Below are 18,649 nucleotides of genomic sequence, written 5' to 3' on the forward strand. Positions count from 1 at the left end.
ACTTCAAATTGCAGGGGGTGTTGGCGGATTGTCTCTCGATTGCCGCCTGGCTGAATCTCGAAGTCTTTTTGGTATAGTTAGAAAAGGTTAATAGCAGGTATTCGTGATAAAACAGCAACATAAATGTTGTTAAGTTGCTGTTTTTATTATTCAGAGGGATGTTTATTGGATTAGCAAGCCAAGCGGCAGTAATGGCCCGACTTCGATTAACTCAAAGCTCAAAATATTGGCAACGCTAAGCGGCAGCGATCCCAGCAATTTCTTGGCTTCATCAAGAGAATCTACATTCATCAGAAAAATAACGCCAGGAGCATTTGGATCCAAACGGAACCAATGTTGTTCAATTTTCCCGTCGAGATATAGTTTGAGCGTTGCCGGCACTTCACTTGGCATATATTGTTGTTTTTGTTCAGGAGTAAGAGGGTTTTTGCCTGAACCGATAGCGAAAACTTTCATAGGGTGATTCCTTTTTTTGAGCGCTAACAAGAGCGTTAGTCAGAATTAGCTTAACGATCGGGATTACAATTCTGTATAGTCGTAAACGACAACTTTAAGGTCATTTACGCCATGAAAATTGCTCTTCTTGCCTATGATGATTTATTCGATACCGGACTGACGGTAACGCTGGATGCGTTAGCCATTGCTAACAAGTTTTCTACGCGCATGACCGGTGGGGCGCCGCTGTTTGATGTCTCAATTGTTGGCGTGCGGAAAAAAGTTCTTTCGGCTCAAGGTTTTGGTATACCTGTTGAGAAAGTAACGCCGTCATTAAAACCTGATTGGGTAGTCGTACCAGCACTAACGACCAGTACCCCCGAAACGCTAATTCCCGCTCTTGAACGCAGAGATATTCGCGATGTGAAGAGCCAATTGCGAAAATGGCACGCTGAAGGTGTGCATATTGCCGCTTCGTGTATTGGTTCATTTATTTTGGCCGATGCTGGGCTACTTAGTGGACATCAAGCCACTACTACGTGGTGGCTGGCACCATTGTTTCGTCAGCGTTATCCCGATGTTTATCTCGATGAAACTCGTATGTTAGTGCCATCGGGTTCGCTAGTTACCGCAGGTGCGGCAATGGGGCATCTTGATCTTGCCCTGTGGCTAATACGCCAGGCCAGCCCAGAACTGTCCACGGTGGTTTCGCGTTATCTACTTGCCGATATTCGATCCGCGCAAGCACCTTATATTATTCCTAATCATTTAGCGCAGGCAGATCCGCTGATCCTACGCTTTGAACGTTGGGCACGCGATCATCTTAAGTATGGCTTTTCTTTACAGGAGGTCGCCAAAGTACTGGCAACCAGCCCTCGTACATTACAACGCCGCTGTGAAGCAGTATTAGGAAAATCACCGCTTTCTTATTTCCAAGATCTACGTGTCGAACATGCGCGCTCTTTACTGCAAGGTAGCGGTCTTGATCTCGAAACTATTGCAGCAGAAGTGGGTTACGTTGATGGGGCAACACTGCGCACTTTATTACGCCAACGTCTTGGCAGGGGCGTGCGTGAATTGCGTGATGATTTACGTTGAGGTTAGCTAGGTATGTACTTGATTGAAGCATTCAGCGTGTTCATGGGTGACTGATAACAGAAACGTCGATTACAGTATCGCTACACTATTTGTAAGCCTATTCTCCCTGCGGAGAATAGGCTTACTGTTTTCTAATAAAATGAATCTCGTTCTGTAACTGTCCTATCGAAACGGTTCTTTATGCTTTAAGCCGATTTAAGGCATCCTGATTCCGTTCGCGAGCCAGTACGATGAGCGTGACAGTCACAGCAATAATACCGAGCAGAGGCGACAGCAATCCACTGTACGGCACATGGGAGGCGAAAGCTGATAGATCCCATAATGCATGTAATAGCATCGCTGCAATCAGTGATCCTGTTGTGCGGCGGGCAAGATAAAATATAGATCCCATACCAAATGCGATGATCACCTGCGCAATAGCCAATGCACCGATACCGAAGTAGATATTTGGCAGGTGGAACACCGCGAACATTGTGGTAGAGATAAGCCATACTGCGTGCTCACCAAATCGGCTGCGAAGTGCAACGATAAGTGTGCCACGATTGACCATCTCTTCATTGAAGCCGACGACCAGACAGCCGCCAATTAAATAGACCCACATCTGTGATGTTACGGTGGTGTAATCGCCAAATAGCATATTGCCAAACGCGACCGCAGCGGTGAGAACAGGAACGAACATCGCCCATCGCGGCAGTTTTTTCCGCTCAGACAGTGCAGGACGCCACCAGCCAAATAATGATACGAAGCTCAGTGCTACCACACATCCGGCGAGTGTCGGAGGGAGAAGCCAGTTGAGTAATGTGTCAGTATTTTCCCCAACGCGGGCGTATTCTACGTCGACTAAAATGAAGGCAACATAAAATACAGCCATATAGATAAGATAGATTAGTACCCCAAGCCACAGCGTTGGCCTCACTCGTAGCGAGGGCGAGATTTCAGTTTTATAAGTCATTGCAATGATTAATCCTTATTGAGTTTTAAACGTTTATAGTGCATCGGAATTATCTTATATATTTCCAAGTGTGCGAGAGAGAATTGATAGCGCGGTATAAGGAGAAGTGTGGGGATATCAAGATTGTGTCATCTATGATTAATAGGCTTTCTTTACGAGTAAACTATAAATGGTTATTTTTTTACAATAAAATCGTGATCACAAATTTCATCATCGTCGCTTGACTCCTTGGTATATGTAAGAAACGTTTTTTATTGTAATTTTAAATGATGCTTTTATTTATATAACTCTACGTTGTTAGTTATTTATTTGATTTTAACCTGCTATTTCTCAGTGATAATTTACATGGGTAATGTTGCATTGTGATATTTTTTTAAAAGTTGAAAATATATAACTATTTGTGGTTATATTTTTGACTTAAATGAAATATATTCCTAATGTACTTATCCTCGTTATTGATTCTTTACTTATATTTATTCTATATTGATGCGAATTCACATCACCGTACATTTTTGTACGCCATTTAGGATCCATGTTCACAAGGAGTGTCCATGAGCGATTCATTTCAGAATGAAATCCCAAAAGCCCGCGTTAATATCAAACTTGATCTGCATACCGGTGGAGCGCAAAAAAAGATAGAATTGCCTTTAAAATTAATGGTGATGGGCGATTACAGCAATGGTAAGGAACAACGTCCATTATCAGAGCGTGAGAAAGTTAATATCAATAAAAATAACTTTAATAGCGTGCTGGCTGATTTTAGTCCTTCTCTTAAACTTACCGTGGAAAATACTCTGGCGGGAGATAACAGCGAAGAAAGTGTCGCTTTGACTTTCAAAGAAATGAAAGATTTTGAACCAGAGCAGGTCGCCAGACAAATTCCTCAATTACGGGCGATGCTTGCGATGCGTAATTTATTACGCGACCTAAAATCTAATTTACTAGATAACTCAACTTTCCGAAAAGAGCTCGAAAATATTCTTAAGGACCCTTCACTAAGCGAAGAATTGCGCGGTGAACTGAATGCGCTTGCGCCGAAAGAAGCGTAAACCTCCCGATTAAATGGATTAACGCGAGATAATGCTCATGTCTGTCAATACTGAAAATTCCTCTTCCTCTAGCCAAACCACGGTGCTGGAACATGCCGACGCAGGAAGTGTATATGCGTCACTATTTGAAAAAATTAATCTTAAGCCAGTATCGTCATTGGGGGATGTCAATATCTTCCAGGACAATCAGGCAATGTCTGATGTCACGACTGATGAACGTGTGACAGCTGCTGTTCAAGTATTTCTTGAGCGTTTAAAACAGTCTGGACAGAAAGTCGAACGCTTGGATAAAACTCTGTTGGATAACCATATTGCGACACTGGATGAGCAAATTAGCCGCCAGTTGGACGTAGTGATGCACCATCCTGATTTCCAGCGTGTTGAATCCGGTTGGCGTGGTCTTAAATTCCTGATTGACCGCACTGATTTCCGTCAAAACGTTAAAATTGAGCTGCTGGATGTCTCCAAAGATGACCTGCGTCAGGACTTTGAAGATTGCCCTGAAATTATTCAGAGCGGCCTGTATCGTCATACCTACATTCAAGAATATGACACCCCAGGTGGCGAGCCGATAGGTTCAGTTATCTCTAACTACGAGTTTGACGCAGGCCCGCAAGATATCGCTCTGCTGCGCAATATTTCTAAAGTTTCTGCTGCGGCACACATGCCGTTTGTTGGCTCTGTTGGTCCTAAATTCTTCTTCAAAAACTCGATGGAAGAAGTCGCTGCCATCAAAGATATTGGCAACTACTTTGACCGCGCTGAATACATCAAATGGAAATCCTTCCGCGATTCTGATGACTCCCGCTACATCGGTTTGACCATGCCGCGTGTATTGGGTCGCCTGCCATATGGCCCTGATACTGTACCGGTGCGCAGCTTCAACTATGTTGAAGAAGTAAAAGGCCCGGATCACGAGAAATACCTGTGGACCAACGCGACGTTTGCCTTTGCCGCCAATATGGTGAAAAGCTTTATCAAAAATGGTTGGTGTGTACAGATCCGTGGCCCACAGGCTGGCGGCGCGGTCACTGATTTACCCATCCACTTGTATGATTTAGGCACCGGCAATCAGGTGAAAATTCCATCAGAGGTGATGATCCCGGAAACTCGCGAATTCGAGTTTGCTAACCTGGGCTTTATACCGCTGTCGTACTATAAAAACCGCGACTACTCATGCTTCTTCTCTGCTAACTCCGCACAGAAACCTGCGCTATATGATACCGCTGATGCCACGGCTAACAGCCGCATCAATGCTCGCCTGCCGTACATTTTCTTGCTATCGCGCATCGCCCATTACCTGAAGCTTATTCAGCGTGAAAACATCGGTACGACCAAAGATCGTCGTTTGTTGGAGCTTGAGCTGAACACTTGGGTGCGTGGCTTGGTAACTGAAATGACCGATCCTGGCGATGATCTGCAAGCCTCTCACCCGCTGCGTGATGCCAAAGTAATCGTTGAAGATATCGAAGATAACCCGGGCTTCTTCCGCGTGAAACTCTTTGCTATTCCACACTTCCAGGTGGAAGGCATGGATGTGAACCTGTCATTGGTTTCTCAGATGCCTAAGGCGAAAGCGTAAGCACAGGACACAAGGGAGTTCCGATGAAGATTTATCGTCCTTTGTGGAACGATGGGGCCTTTTTGGCCCCACAACAGTTCCAACAACAGGCACGCTGGGATGCGTATATAGCTGATACCGTTTCACATATGGTATTAGCTCATCCTTGGGGGGGCATTGATGCGGCATTTGATAGCGGAGCGTTGGCCCTTTCCCGTCTGAATGCACTTCGTTTGGTGGTTCGTTTTCCCGATGGAACATTGATTGATACAGAGCTGGCGGATAACCTTCCTGCTGCCTGTGACTTATCTATGGTGGCGGACCGTGACAGCGTGGATGTGGTGTTGGCGCTGCCGTTACTTTCGGCTAATGGCGGAAATTTGGACGATGGGCAGGATAGTGAGCGCCCTCGCCGCTGGCAGCAAGAATGGATAACTGTGCAGGAACTTGCCGGGCACGAGCGGACTGAGCTGGCGGTAATGCGTCACGCGGTTACTTTACGTTTTGCTCATCAGGAAAACAGCGCTTATCTAACCTGTGCGGTTGTGCGGTTGGTACGTAATGCTCAGGGGCAGTGGATGCAGGATAGTCATTTTATCCCGCCAATGTTGTCACTAGCTGCAAGCTCGGTGTTATTGACTGAGCTAGGGGATTTAATCCACCGTTTGCAGGCACGTCGCCGTCGCTTGATGGCTATGCGTCGTGAAAGTAACGAACGAATGGCAGATTTTGCCGTGGCCGATGTGTCACTATTCTGGCTGCTTAATGCATTGAATAGTGCTGAACCAGTATTGGTGGAACTTTATCAGACGCCTTCACGCCACCCTGAGTTATTCTATCGAGAACTGGTACGTCTTGCCGGTAGCCTGCTGACATTCTCTCTGGAACACAAAGCAGAAGATATTCCCTCTTACCAGCACAGCGCACCAGAACAGGTGTTCCCTCCGCTGTTCTCTTTGCTCGATAAACTGCTAGAAGCTAGCTTGCCTTCCCGCATGCTCGCCATTGAGCTGAAGCTCGACGGGCAATTCTGGACTGGTTCTCTACTCGATGCCCGCCTGCGTGAAGGGGCTGATTTCTATCTTTCTGTTCGATCTTCCATTTCTAACCATATGTTGCAAACCCAGTTTCCGTTGCTGTGTAAAGCAGGCTGTTTCGAGGATGTATCAGATGTGGTCAACGTAGCGCTAAATGGCGTAGCCATGAAAGCATTGTCCCACGTTCCTGCAGCGATCCCTCTGCGTCTGGAAAATCAATATTTTGCCTTGGATCTTAATAGCCCGGCTGCACAGGCCATGTTGGATGCTGGCAATTGTGCTTTCTACATTCCTGGTTCACTGGGTGATGTCAAACTTGAACTGTTTGCGGTGCTGCGCTCATGAGCAAAATAAATGAGTCCATTGTTGATTCTGTCTTTTATCCCTGCTGGCTGATGGTCAGTCAGTTACGTAACGGTCAAGAAATCGAAGATGGGGAAGCACTGTATCGCCGTGCCTGTGAGTGGATTGACGGAGCTCGAGAGGCTTTGTCTCGTGCTGGTTTCAGTGAAATAAGTTGTGAACATATGCTCTACACCCAGTGCGCATTATTAGATGAAAGCGTGTTGAATCGTCAGAAGCAGGATAGTGGCTATACAAAATGGCTGAAAGATCCGCTTCAAGCACGCTACTTCAATACTCTTAACGCTGGTGAAGAACTGTGGGAGCGTATTCGTACTGTATTGCAAGAGCCTGCGCCTGATATCGCAGTACTGACCTGTTTTTATCGAGCGCTGACACTGGGGTTTTCTGGCCGCTATCGCGAGCAAGGGGATGAGCGTCGGGAAGATGTTGTACGTAAATTGAGCCAAATAGTCCCTCCTTTTTCCTCTTCACAAGATACGCCGGTAGTCTCACGCTCAACGCGCTTGCGCTCAGGACTGAAGACATATTGGTTCTCTTGGATTGCTGGCGCGGTGGTACTGGCGGTGCTCTGGTTCACGCTTTCGACCACGCTGACGCATATGGTGTCCACACTGACAGGGATCCATTAGAGGATGCGCGGATTAACGCAATTACTTTTGCTGCTTCTGGGCACATGCTTGGCGTTGTGGCTTATTAATGGTTTTTGGCCGCTGACGGTAAGCAGTCGTGTCGCGCTGAGTGTGCTGGTTGTCATCTTTAGCAGTGCAACGGGTTATGTTCAGTGGCACAAACAAAATCACAATAAAATCGTCCATCAACACATTGTCGATGCCATCCTGCCACCCGAGGATTTTCAAGGGGCTGTTGTGCTGGTTTGTGGTGACAGTGAGCCTTTGTTCTCGGTATCAGCACCTTTTCGAGAAACTATCCAAGGCTGGTATCTGCCAGTGAGTATGCCAGAACAACTGCCGATGCTCGCGCAACACCTGTCTGCGGAGCGTCCTGCACTGATTTCTCAGATCTCTGTGCTGTTGTCTATCGTGCCGGAAAAGCATCAGGAGTTGGATGATTTCACACAATCTTTACGCGTTTGGCATCGGGCCATTGCGCAGTGTAAAGACTATTTGGTGGGGATCCCTCCTTTATTCGTGGGAACTTGGGTTGCACCACCAGCAACCTCACCAGTAGAAGCTGAGCGTTGGTACACCGCTACGCCTGGCCAGAAAGGCGTCCAAGTTCAAGAGATAGGCTCAGGCGTCATACCATTGGCTGCATGGAGCCAGCAGCAGAATGCCCAAAACGAACGGGAAAGATTGGGATCTGTATTTTGGATAGAGAGTCTTCTCTCTTGGCTTGAGATTCACGTCTGGAGCATTTTGAGCGAACGGCAAGGTGACGTCCCTGCTTTAGCACCTTGTGCATGGGGGAGCTGCTTTACGTCTGTTGCTGGAAGCCCTGGAAACCTGTGGCAGAGACATATTGCCGGAATCACTACGTTGATGCCAGCAATGGTCACGATGCAGGATTGTCTGCCGCTCCCGGATGTATTGCTAGCCAATTTGCCTCGTCGTCGTGGTGTTTCTCGCATGATGCAGGACTGGCAGAAGGCTGGATTTTTGTGTGGCGTATTTTTGCTGCTTGCCATGCTGGCGTCGTTTATCAATAACCAGCGCATGGTCCAAAGCGTTGGCGATCATCTGTCGTTGTATAACCGACTTACCGGTACGCCCACCGCACCTAAAATCCTTGCTCAACAGCAACTGCGTAAAGATGCCAGCCTGCTGGATGAGTGGCGGCGAAGCGGTACGCCGATGCGTCTATCGTTGGGCTTCTATCAGGGCATGCGGCTGATTGCACCGCTCGAAAGTGCCATCAATAGCTGGACGCTCCCGACGCAGCCATCGCCAACGCCTCAGATAGTGAATCACGTTGTTCAGGGACCGAAAACTATCCGCTTAGATAGCTTGTCGCTGTTTGACGTAGGTAAATTTCAGCTTAAACCTGGCAGCACCAAAATGTTGGTCAATACACTCATTGGTATTAAAGCCAAGCCGGGCTGGCTGATTGTGGTTGCTGGGCACACCGACATTACCGGCAATGCGCAGGCTAACCAAACATTGTCACTCAAACGCGCGGAAGCGTTACGCGACTGGATGCTTTCTACCAGCGATGTATCGCCGACCTGCTTCGCCGTACAAGGCTATGGCGCAACGCGCCCGATTGCCACCAATGATACCCCCGAGGGGCGGGCCTTGAACCGCCGGGTAGAAATCAGCCTGGTGCCGCAGGCTAACGCCTGTCTGGCAGCAGACTCTCAACCTTCGTCAGGTAGTGATGAAGGGTTAACAACAAGCAAGGAGAAGTAAACCATGGCAATTCCAGTTTATTTGTGGCTCAAGGACGATGGCGGTGCGGACATCAAAGGTTCTGTTGATGTTAAAGACCGTGAAGGTAGCATCGAAGTGGTTGCACAGGAACACAACCTGTACATCCCAACGGATAACAATACCGGCAAATTGACAGGTACTCGTATTCATACCCCATTCCTGTTTACCAAAGAAATCGACTCTTCTAGCCCGTATTTGTACAAGGCAGTGACCACCGGTCAGACCCTGAAATCTGCTGAGTTCAAATGGTACAAAATCAACGATGCAGGCCAGGAAGTAGAGTATTTCAATACCAAACTAGAAAACGTCAAGCTGGTGAAAGTCGCGCCGAAAATGCACGACATCAAAGATCCTTCCAAAGAGAAACACAACCACCTGGAAGCGATTGAACTACGTTACGAAAAAATCACCTGGACTTACAAAGACGGCAACATCATTCATTCCGATTCTTGGAACGAACGTACTACTGCGTAATCCCTCACAGCAGACGGTTCGCCGTCTGCTGTTCTTTGTGCTGTTTGTTAAGCCACTTCGCACGCATTGATTTAACAAACACTACTTCATCACTTGTTATACCTCGACCTTATGGGCCTCGGTTTCCTGCATCACCAGAATAGGAAGCGGCTAGGGGCGGTAGCGTACCTAAAAAGGATTGCCACATGGAAAACCAGTCAGCTGTACTACTTCGTCGTTTAAACCCGTATTGCGCACAGGCATTGGAAGCCGCCGCTACGTTATGCCAGACCCGCGCTCACAGCGAGATCACCATTGAACACTGGCTGCTTAAATTACTTGAGATGGGTGAGGGTGATATCACCGTGTTGGCTCGCCGCTATGAATGGGATCTGGATGGGTTGTGGCAAAGCCTGCTGGCACATCTCGATACCTTGCCGCGCTCGATACATACTCGACCAGTGCTCTCAGATGCGTTGAGCGCTCTGATGCAATCTGCTTGGCTAGCTGCCTCTTTACAGGACAATAGCGACAGAGTGCGCAGCGTCCATCTACTCGAAGCGTTAACCGCTCAACCCAATATGCTGCGCTGCGAAGGTGCCTGGCCGCTGTGCAGTCTGAGCACCACGCAGATCTCTCGCCTCAAACCGCTACTGGATGCGCAGTCTGATGAGAGGCCAGAACTGCAACAGCAGGCCAGCCTGAATATGCCGGTTTCTTCATTCAATGAATCTACACAGCAAAATAAACCCGCGCCTACCAACCTGTCCGGTCAGGCCTTGAGCGAAGCATTGCAAGCGGCACTGGATAAATTCACTCTGGATGTGACTGCTAAAGCCAAAGCACAACAGATCGACCCGATCTTTGGCCGTGATACCGAGATCCGCCAGATGATCGACATCCTGTCGCGCCGTCGTAAAAACAACCCGATCCTGGTCGGTGAACCAGGCGTTGGTAAAACGGCGCTGGTGGAAGGGTTAGCATTGCGTATCGCCGAAGGCAACGTGCCGGACAGCCTGAAAACTGTCAGTCTGCGTACTCTGGATCTTGGCTTGTTGCAGGCCGGTGCAGGTGTCAAAGGTGAATTTGAACAACGTCTGAAAAACGTGATTGAAGCCGTTCAGCAATCGCCAACGCCGGTGCTGCTGTTTATCGACGAAGCGCACACTATCATTGGCGCGGGTAATCAGGCCGGGGGCGCGGATGCTGCCAACTTGCTTAAGCCTGCGTTGGCGCGTGGTGAACTGCGCACGATAGCGGCGACTACCTGGTCTGAGTACAAACAGTATTTTGAGCGGGATGCGGCGTTGGAGCGTCGTTTTCAGATGGTGAAAGTTGACGAGCCGGATGATGCTAAAGCCAATTTGATGCTGCGTGGCTTAAAAGGCCGTTATGCACAACATCACGGCGTACATATTCTTGATGGTGCGATCACAGCCGCTGTCACGCTGTCCCGTCGCTATCTCACCGGACGCCAGTTGCCGGATAAAGCCGTTGATTTGCTAGATACTGCCGGTGCTCGTGTGCGCATGAGTATCGACACACTGCCGGAGGCGCTGATGGAGATCAACGCCGAGCTGGCCGCGTTGGCGATGGAGCAACAGGCGATCGACGAAGATCGCGCGCTGTTGCCGAATATGGTCACAACTCGTTTGAGTGAAATTGAACTACGCCGTGCCGAACTGGCCGCTGATCAGCAAAAAATCGAGCAGCAGTACCAGGAAGAAAAACGCCTGACGGCACTGATTGTCGAAGCGCGTCAGAAGGGGGCCGACGCCAGCCATCTTGCTGATTTACAGCAGCAGTTAAGCGACATACAGGGCAGTTCACCTCAGTTGTCTCTCGATGTTGATGCTCGCACTGTGGCGACAGTTATTGCCGACTGGACCGGCGTGCCGCTCAGCAGCTTGCTGAAAGACGAACAGACCGATCTATTACAGATGGAACAGCATCTGGCCACTCGCGTGGTCGGGCAGGATACGGCGCTAATCGATATGGCGCAGCGTCTGCGCGCCGCCAAAACGGGCCTGACTTCCGAGAACGGCCCGTTGGGCGTCTTCCTGCTGGTGGGGCCAAGCGGTGTAGGTAAAACCGAGACGGCGCTGTCGCTGGCCGATACCCTGTTTGGCGGTGAAAAATCGCTGATCACCATCAATATGTCGGAGTACCAGGAAGCCCATACTGTTTCCCAATTGAAAGGCTCTCCTCCAGGTTATGTCGGTTACGGTCAGGGCGGTATTTTGACCGAAGCGGTACGTAAACGTCCGTACAGCGTGGTTCTGCTCGATGAAGTAGAAAAAGCCCACCGCGATGTGATCAACCTGTTCTATCAGGTATTTGACCGAGGGATCATGCGTGACGGCGAAGGGCGCGAAATCGACTTCCGTAATACGGTGATATTAATGACTGCCAACCTCGGCAGCGACGAACTAATGCAGTTGCTGGACGATCAACCGGAAGCCAGCAACGGTGATTTACAAGAACTATTGCGCCCGATATTGCGCGACCACTTCCAACCTGCGTTGTTAGCCCGTTTCCAGACATTAATCTACCGTCCGCTGGATGCCGTAGCTCTGCGCACCATTGTCGAAATGAAGCTGGCGCAGGTTGCCAAACGTCTGAATAAGCATTACGGCCTGCATTGCACCATCGAAGAGAGCTTATACGACACCTTAGTTGCCGCCTGCCTGCTGCCGGATACCGGCGCGCGTAACATCGATAGCCTGCTCAACCAGCAGATTTTGCCGGTACTCAGCCAGCAATTATTGAGCCGTATGTCAGAACAGCAACGCACGACGTCGCTAACGTTGGGCTGGGATGAAGAGGAAGGGATCACGCTGGAGTTTGAGCGATAAAGAGAGCAATGCTGTCTGAGCCTACGTTGATTACTCAGTCCATACGTAGGACTCATTCTGTAGTGTAATTTTGACTCATACAAAGGAAAGGTTTATGCCGGATGGAGAGGGACAACTCAGAAGAATGACATCGGGGGAGATTGCTTTGACTCAAACCCTGTATAGCAATCAAATCGCTTACTCAAAAGTCTGGATACATTGCGACAGTTACCTTCCTTTAGGGTTACAGGCGAAAAATGTTGCGATGACGCCAAATGGCGAGGTCTATTTTCGGGAAGGTTATTATTACGCTGATTTTTCAGCGGATAATGTGAGCATCGACAGTAAACATATATTTTTACATGAACTATGCCATGTATGGCAATATCAGCATGGGATGATGGTTAAACTTCGTGGTTTATTTAGCTGGGCGGTTGATTATCACTACGACTTGGCTAAAACACGTCTTTCCTGTTATTCGATGGAACAGCAGGCCTCGATTGTTTCTGACTATTACATTTTGCGAGACTTCGGATATAGCGTGTGGCAAGGGCTTTGGGGGAATAATTTTATTAATAAAGACTATTATTATAATAATGTCGAGCTTTTACGAATGTATGAAAAAGTATTAGGTTCTTTCCCTTCGCCGGAGGAGTTATGAAAAGCATTTCTCTCGTTCTTGTTTTTCTGCTAACTGGGTGCTTGGGAGATAAAATCCCTTGGGATATAGCCAAAGTGAAACAGTCTGAAGGGGCTGTCTGCGTGTATGCGCCAGGAATAGATGAAGGCTTTATCTATGAACGTGTAAAGATACAGAAAGCGGGTGAGTCAAAAGAGTTTATTGCTGATGTTACCGGGCGAAAATATGCTAAAAATAAATGCTTACCCATGATGGGATATAAATTTATCACTAATAATGAATATAACGTTAGTTTTTCTGTTGTTGATGCTAATAGCGGAAAAAGAAAAGTTTATGCTGTGAGGTTTATAGATAAATACTCATCTGTTAATTAAATATACCCGTCATACTTCAAGTTGCTTCTGCGTTGGCTACGCTCACTTACCCGAATCACTTACTTGAGTAAGCTCATCGGGATGCATTCCCTTGCCGCCTTGAGGCAACTCCAATTATTTTGGGTATATACCCGTTAATTATATTTACTTCTTAAAGTAATTCACTCAAAGGACATGTATTACTGGGGCATAACTTGCTGACGTAGAGTAATACAGTGCAGGGGGATGCATAATGAGTATCACCAATATATTAGCCGATGCAGCAAAATCACTTTCCGGGAGCCTGAATCGTTATCGCCTTGATGTGCAGGATTGTGATGCGTATTTGGACGTAGAGTCTTTTTCTGGCCAGGAAGGGGTGAGTTCTGGGTATCGTTACCGGATTGATTTTACCAGTACTGATAAGGATATCAGTGCGCAGGCTATGTTACGTCGTAGCACCACGCTTACGATGCAAACAGTCGGCGATTTAATTCCGGGTATTTCCGCAACTCAGGTGCAAAAAGTGGTTCATGGTGTGGTGACTAATTTCACCCGACTGTCTGGTTCCGTAGACGAAGCACACTATCAGATAACGCTTGAGCCGTTTTTTGCGCTACTGGGTAACCAGAAACGCTCTCACCGTTTCTTTCTCAATAAAACTGTACCGGAAGTCGTGGAGCAAATCCTTCGTGAACATAACTTCAAAGGCTGGGAATTTGAGTTTGGTTTAAAACATAGCTATCCGAAACGCGAACAGATCAACCAGATAGACGAAAGTGATCGGGCGTTTATTGAACGCTTATTGGCTGAAGTCGGGATTTTCTACACCTTCAAACTACATGAAGATACCCAAACAGAGGTTCTCTTATTTGGGGATAAACAAAGCTGTTATCAGTTTGGTAAGACGCTGCCATTAGGCAATCCTGCGGGGATGAATGATAACGGCGTTGAGTCGGTTTGGGGATTATCTTTGCGTCATCAGGTTGTCGAGGCTTCTGTTCAGGCTAAAGATTACAACCACCGTGAAGCTCAAAATATACTGCTCTCCGCGCGGGCTGATATGACCCGAGGAGATGGCGATGGCATAACTTATGGGGATGTTTATCAGTATCAGCCTCGGCATCTAGTACGTGGTGATGCAATAACACCCGCCCCGGAAAGCGGTAATTTCTGGGCACGTCTCGAACATGAACGGTATCTGGCCTCACAAACCGAGTTACAGGGGAGCAGTACGGATGCCTCCTTAGCGTTACTCCAGGTATTGACCGTCACAGACAATACGCTGGTATCCAGGCTGCCGGCGGTGTGGCAAGAACCAGTGGTGGTTATCGGACTGCGTTTCACCGCCAGTCGCGCGACATCACTGCTGGTAAATTTTAGTGCTGTTCCCTATAGCGAAATCCTGTGCTGGCGTCCGGCGCTGCTGCCTCGTCCTAAGGTCAGCGGCACGCTGATGGCGCGTGTGACCAGCGCCAAAACTCATGATATCTACGCCTGGCAGGATGCGTTGGGCCTGTACCGGGTGAAATTTGATGCCGACCAGGACGACCGAAAGCCGGGGCAAGAAAGCATGCCGCTGCGTCTGGCGAAACCCTACGGCGGTGATGTTTACGGTATTCACTTTCCGCTGATACAGGGCACTGAAGTAGCGATAGCCTTCCACGACGGCGACCCGGACCGGCCTTATATCGCCCATGCGCTGCATGACTCGCGCCACGTTGACCATGTCACCGAGAAAAACAACACCCGCAACGTCATCCGCACCCCGGCCAATAACAAACTGCGCTTTGAAGACAAGCGCGGCGAAGAACATATTAAGCTCAGCACCGAGTACGGCGGCAAGACGCAGCTTAATCTGGGTCACAATGTTGATTACGCTCGCGTATTGCGTGGAGAAGGGGCAGAGCTGCGTACGGATAAATGGGTAAGTGTGCGTGGTGGGGCTGGCGTATTTATCACCGCAGATAAACAACCTTCAGCCAATGGGCAAATGTTGGAGATGTCCGCAGCCCTGAGTCAGTTACAACAGGCGCAGAATTTAGCGGAGTCTTTAAGTAGCGCCGCTGAAGTCGCAAAAGCAGAGCTTGCCGACTTGCAAACGCAGAAAGCCTTATTAAGCGAGGCGTTGACTGAACTCAAAAAATCCGCGCTGTTACTGTCTGCCCCGGAAGGGATAGCCCAGGTGACGCCGAAATCACTGCAATTCTCCGCTGGAGAAAACATCACCGCGACAAGTGGCGGCAATACCGATTTCAGCATCCTGAAAAAAATGACCGTGGCAGCCGGGGAGCGAATCAGCCTGTATGCCCAGAGGTTAGGTATCAAACTGTTCGCCAGTAAAGGGAAAATTGAGATTCAGGCACAGGGTGATGAAATGACTCTGGACGCGCTGAAAGATATCCGTATCAGCAGCAGTGAAGGAAAAATCATTATCAGCGCTAAAAAGGAAATCATCCTGACCAGCGGTGGAGGCTATATCCGTATAGCGGACGGGACAGTGGAGTGTGCAGCACCGGATAAAATCATTGAGCGTGGCGCGGTATGGCAGAAGTTTGGTGGGAAAAGTGCCAGCGAAATGCTGAATCAGTATCAACAGGGAAATTATGAGCTTCAGCCACAAATGGTTTTGGCAGGAACAGAGAAAGCATTAAAAAACCAGCATGCTGAACTTAACAGTGACACAGGGAAAACACAAGGCAGTACCACGATGGAAGGGCGTCTATCTACACAGAGTTATGAGGTGGTGAAGGGCGTAAATCTCACGTTGAATAAGGATAGCAAGTGATGGGAATCACCAAAATTTATCCAACTTTTGATCAGGCAGGCAGAGCCAATTATCAATTGGTGAGCCAGCCAAAAGACTGTGGCTCAACCCAGCAGTGCATTGTGTATCCAGAGAAAGTAATTCCTGTAATCTTTGTTCCCGGCGTCATGGGAAGCAATCTGAAAAGCAATCAAAATGATGAATATGAGAGTGTTTGGAACCTGGATAGTACTTGGAGCATCTTGAGTAGCTGGATCACCGCGGGGCCACAAAAACGTAAGGAAAAACTCAACCCAGTAAGTACAGAGGTGGATGATGGCGGAAAAGTAGATGATAAGGATGAACTGTTTTTACTGCAAACACGGCGTGAACGGGGTTGGGGGAGTGTGGCTTATACCAGTTACTCTTCTTTTTTGAACTGGTTGCAGGATACGTTAAACGATTTCGATAACATGGAACACGGCGAACGTATCCGTCTGCTAAAGAGTCAACTGGACGTGGAAGCGGGGGATGTGTCAGTACAACCGGCTGAGGTAGCGCTAACCTATGGCTATATCTTCCCGGTGTTTGCCGTCGGCTATAACTGGCTACAGTCCAACGCAGATTCAGCCCAGTATCTGGCAGATAAAATCACCGATATTATCAACTTTTATCAGAGCAAAAATCGTCAATGCGAAAAAGTGATATTAGTCACTCACTCGATGGGCGGGCTGGTCGCACGGCATTATACCCAGGTGCTGGAAGGAGAGCAGCATGTCCTAGGGGTGCTGCACGGTGTGCTGCCAGCACTCGGGGCCGCGGCAGCTTACCGCAGAATGAAAGCTGGAACTGAATATGCGTCGTGGAGCCTTACCGGATGGCTCACTTCTAAGGTATTGGGGGGCGATACTGCTGCCATGACGGCGGTACTGGCACAATCGGCGGGGCCATTGCAGTTATTGCCTGGGAAGGAGTACGGCAATTATTGGTTAAGAATTCTTGATGGCCAGCACGTTACGGCTTACCCAACGGCAGATCCTTATGAAGAAATTTATCTGCAACGCGATAAATGGTGGGGCTTATGTGAAGATCAGTTTATCAATCCGGGGAAGAATGGTGATCAACAACAGCGAGACAATGATTGGCAATCATTTTCTGAGATAATAGACGACCAAGTCAGTAGTTTTATAGAAAACCTTGCAGGAAAGTATCACTCAACCACTTATGCCTTTTACGGCGCTACAGCAGCCCATCTTGCCTATGGTGAGGTATGTTGGCAGGCCCAAACCTCGTGGTTTAACTTCGGTAAGAGCCAAGAGCAGCATTTAACGCCGGGTGATGCATTGGCGTTAGACAAAACCGAAAACGGTACCACACGCGGCGTCACGACTCCGTCTGAAGCGGGGAAGTGGGTAAAGCAGACTTACGAGATACAAGCACCGGAAGAACCAGGGGATGGCACGGTACCACTACGTTCGGGGAGAATAGCCGACCATTTTCTACAGGCGCGTTATCAGGTGGAGGTAGATCATGAATCCGCTTATCAGAATTCAGATGCACAACAGTTTACATTGCGGGCGCTGGTAAAAATTATCCAGCAGGTTCAACACACCACATTGGCTGACTTATGAAAATGAAAAAAACGGCCATAACATTACTGGCTTTAGCTGTGGGCTTAACCGCCGGTTGTCTGTATAGCGCTTCCCGCCCTGATAGTCATTTAACCCCTGAGGAGAACACGCAGATGCAAACTTTTTTACAAGGTATGAAACCCCATTGTATAGGCCGCTACCTGGTCGATATGCCGGGATCTTTTTTGATCAAGGAAGGCAATATTATGGCCTTTATTGATCGTGCACCGATAAAAACCAAGCGCCTTTATCGCCCGGCCTTTGAGCAAAAAATCCGCCTGCGGGAAGCCGAACTGAGCAATAAACAGCCCTTAAATACACAGGATAAACCGTTTTTAAAACATGTTTATCCCCTGCCAGCAGGGATGGAGGGGGTGATATTTGAAAGAAACCAAAGTAATTCCATACATGATGTGGCACGTATTCTGGAGGCGCATCTATATAGCAATGGTGTGGCGATAGAGGTAGAAATAAAGGTGAGAAATGGCTCAGAAGAGCGTTATAGAGAAAGACGTAATAAACACCCCGAACTTTACGGTAATACAGTCCCTGAAAAACTTACGGCGTTAACGCAGTTACTACAAAGGATGTCAGGACAAAGTAATACGGAGATCCCGCAACAGGCTGGGCTCTGCCTGCCGGATTTGTTTATTGCCGACGGGAGCAAAAACCAAAATGAAAGTCTGAATATCATCTTTACCTCCCCTGACTATGCGAAAACCCAATTTAAATTCGACACTGATAATTATACGAATGAAGACAGTACGTTATTGGAAAGAAGTGGTCCACTCGACCTGATGATTAAAGCTGCCTCAGGGCGGACTATCCAAAAAGGCAAACGAAATATTAATGGTCAGTATAGTGAAGAGTGGTTATTTACAGGTAAGGATAAGGGAGAGAAAAGCTTACGTTTTTCCCTGCATATCAATGAAAAAACAAATACTCCCAAAACACCTCTATTTTTTATGGACTTTACGCAACGTGGAGAAATGGGTAATTATCAACTAACAGAAAATGAAGCGGTCAGTGTCTGGGAGCAGATCACCCGTACGATAAGGTTGCGCCCTGGAGCATTTGGTCAATAACCCGTTTCCAAGGATGCAAGCT

At 48.1% G+C, this 18,649-nt stretch carries 15 protein-coding genes; 13 read left to right on the top strand and 2 right to left on the bottom strand.

Annotated features, from left to right (window positions below; translation table 11 throughout):
• Positions 1-162 precede the first annotated feature (162 nt).
• Positions 163-456: a hypothetical protein gene (locus ACL9RG_RS19610; protein ID WP_422794323.1), complete on the bottom strand. Its 294-nt coding sequence runs from the start codon at positions 454-456 to the stop codon at positions 163-165.
• Between the two features lie 111 nt (positions 457-567).
• On the opposite strand from ACL9RG_RS19610, the gene ACL9RG_RS19615 reads away from it, so the two are divergent.
• Complete coding sequence (locus tag ACL9RG_RS19615) at positions 568-1,533, top strand: GlxA family transcriptional regulator (RefSeq protein ID WP_422794324.1); 966 nt, start codon at positions 568-570, stop codon at positions 1,531-1,533.
• Between the two features lie 178 nt (positions 1,534-1,711).
• Here the strand turns inward: ACL9RG_RS19615 and ACL9RG_RS19620 are convergent, their stop codons facing one another.
• The gene (locus ACL9RG_RS19620; protein WP_422794325.1) at positions 1,712-2,485 is read right to left on the bottom strand and encodes a lysostaphin resistance A-like protein; all 774 of its coding nucleotides are present in this window, start codon (positions 2,483-2,485) and stop codon (positions 1,712-1,714) included.
• Between the two features lie 551 nt (positions 2,486-3,036).
• Between ACL9RG_RS19620 and tssB the strand changes: the two genes are divergently transcribed.
• From tssB to ACL9RG_RS19680, 12 genes are all read left to right on the top strand, one after another.
• A complete protein-coding gene (tssB, locus tag ACL9RG_RS19625) occupies positions 3,037-3,534 on the top strand; it encodes a type VI secretion system contractile sheath small subunit (protein ID WP_422794326.1) in 498 nt (165 codons plus the stop codon).
• 31 nt (positions 3,535-3,565) lie between these two features.
• Positions 3,566-5,116, top strand: coding sequence for a type VI secretion system contractile sheath large subunit (tssC, locus tag ACL9RG_RS19630; protein WP_422794327.1), 1,551 nt, complete (start codon positions 3,566-3,568; stop codon positions 5,114-5,116).
• A 23-nt stretch (positions 5,117-5,139) separates the two neighbouring features.
• The gene (gene tssK / locus ACL9RG_RS19635; protein WP_422794328.1) at positions 5,140-6,477 is read left to right on the top strand and encodes a type VI secretion system baseplate subunit TssK; all 1,338 of its coding nucleotides are present in this window, start codon (positions 5,140-5,142) and stop codon (positions 6,475-6,477) included.
• A complete protein-coding gene (tssL, locus tag ACL9RG_RS19640) occupies positions 6,474-7,127 on the top strand; it encodes a type VI secretion system protein TssL, short form (protein ID WP_422794329.1) in 654 nt (217 codons plus the stop codon). The genes tssK and tssL overlap by 4 nt, the downstream gene beginning before the upstream one ends.
• Before the next feature lie 3 nt (positions 7,128-7,130).
• Entirely contained in the window at positions 7,131-8,864 is a 1,734-nt protein-coding gene (locus ACL9RG_RS19645; protein WP_422794330.1) for an OmpA family protein, read from the top strand.
• A gap of 3 nt (positions 8,865-8,867) precedes the next feature.
• Positions 8,868-9,359, top strand: a complete 492-nt coding sequence (locus ACL9RG_RS19650; RefSeq protein WP_422794331.1) for an Hcp family type VI secretion system effector — start codon at positions 8,868-8,870, stop codon at positions 9,357-9,359.
• 185 nt (positions 9,360-9,544) lie between these two features.
• Positions 9,545-12,193 carry a type VI secretion system ATPase TssH gene (tssH, locus tag ACL9RG_RS19655; protein WP_422794332.1) on the top strand — a complete coding sequence of 883 codons (2,649 nt, stop codon included), beginning with the start codon at positions 9,545-9,547 and terminating at the stop codon, positions 12,191-12,193.
• 94 nt (positions 12,194-12,287) lie between these two features.
• Complete coding sequence (locus ACL9RG_RS19660) at positions 12,288-12,833, top strand: type IV secretion protein Rhs (RefSeq protein WP_422794333.1); 546 nt, start codon at positions 12,288-12,290, stop codon at positions 12,831-12,833.
• Positions 12,830-13,186 carry a putative T6SS immunity periplasmic lipoprotein gene (locus ACL9RG_RS19665; RefSeq protein ID WP_422794334.1) on the top strand — a complete coding sequence of 119 codons (357 nt, stop codon included), beginning with the start codon at positions 12,830-12,832 and terminating at the stop codon, positions 13,184-13,186. Before ACL9RG_RS19660 ends, ACL9RG_RS19665 begins: the two co-directional genes overlap by 4 nt.
• A gap of 232 nt (positions 13,187-13,418) precedes the next feature.
• On the top strand, positions 13,419-15,953 hold the full coding sequence (locus ACL9RG_RS19670) for a type VI secretion system Vgr family protein (protein ID WP_422794335.1): 2,535 nt from the start codon (positions 13,419-13,421) through the stop codon (positions 15,951-15,953).
• Entirely contained in the window at positions 15,953-17,542 is a 1,590-nt protein-coding gene (locus ACL9RG_RS19675; RefSeq protein ID WP_422794336.1) for a lipase/acyltransferase domain-containing protein, read from the top strand. Before ACL9RG_RS19670 ends, ACL9RG_RS19675 begins: the two co-directional genes overlap by 1 nt.
• The gene (locus ACL9RG_RS19680; protein WP_422794337.1) at positions 17,539-18,627 is read left to right on the top strand and encodes a T6SS immunity protein Tli4 family protein; all 1,089 of its coding nucleotides are present in this window, start codon (positions 17,539-17,541) and stop codon (positions 18,625-18,627) included. Before ACL9RG_RS19675 ends, ACL9RG_RS19680 begins: the two co-directional genes overlap by 4 nt.
• The last annotated feature ends 22 nt before the right edge of the window (positions 18,628-18,649 follow it).

The organism is Rouxiella sp. Mn2063 (genome assembly GCF_049319665.1).
GTDB lineage: Bacteria > Pseudomonadota > Gammaproteobacteria > Enterobacterales > Enterobacteriaceae > JBMOUD01.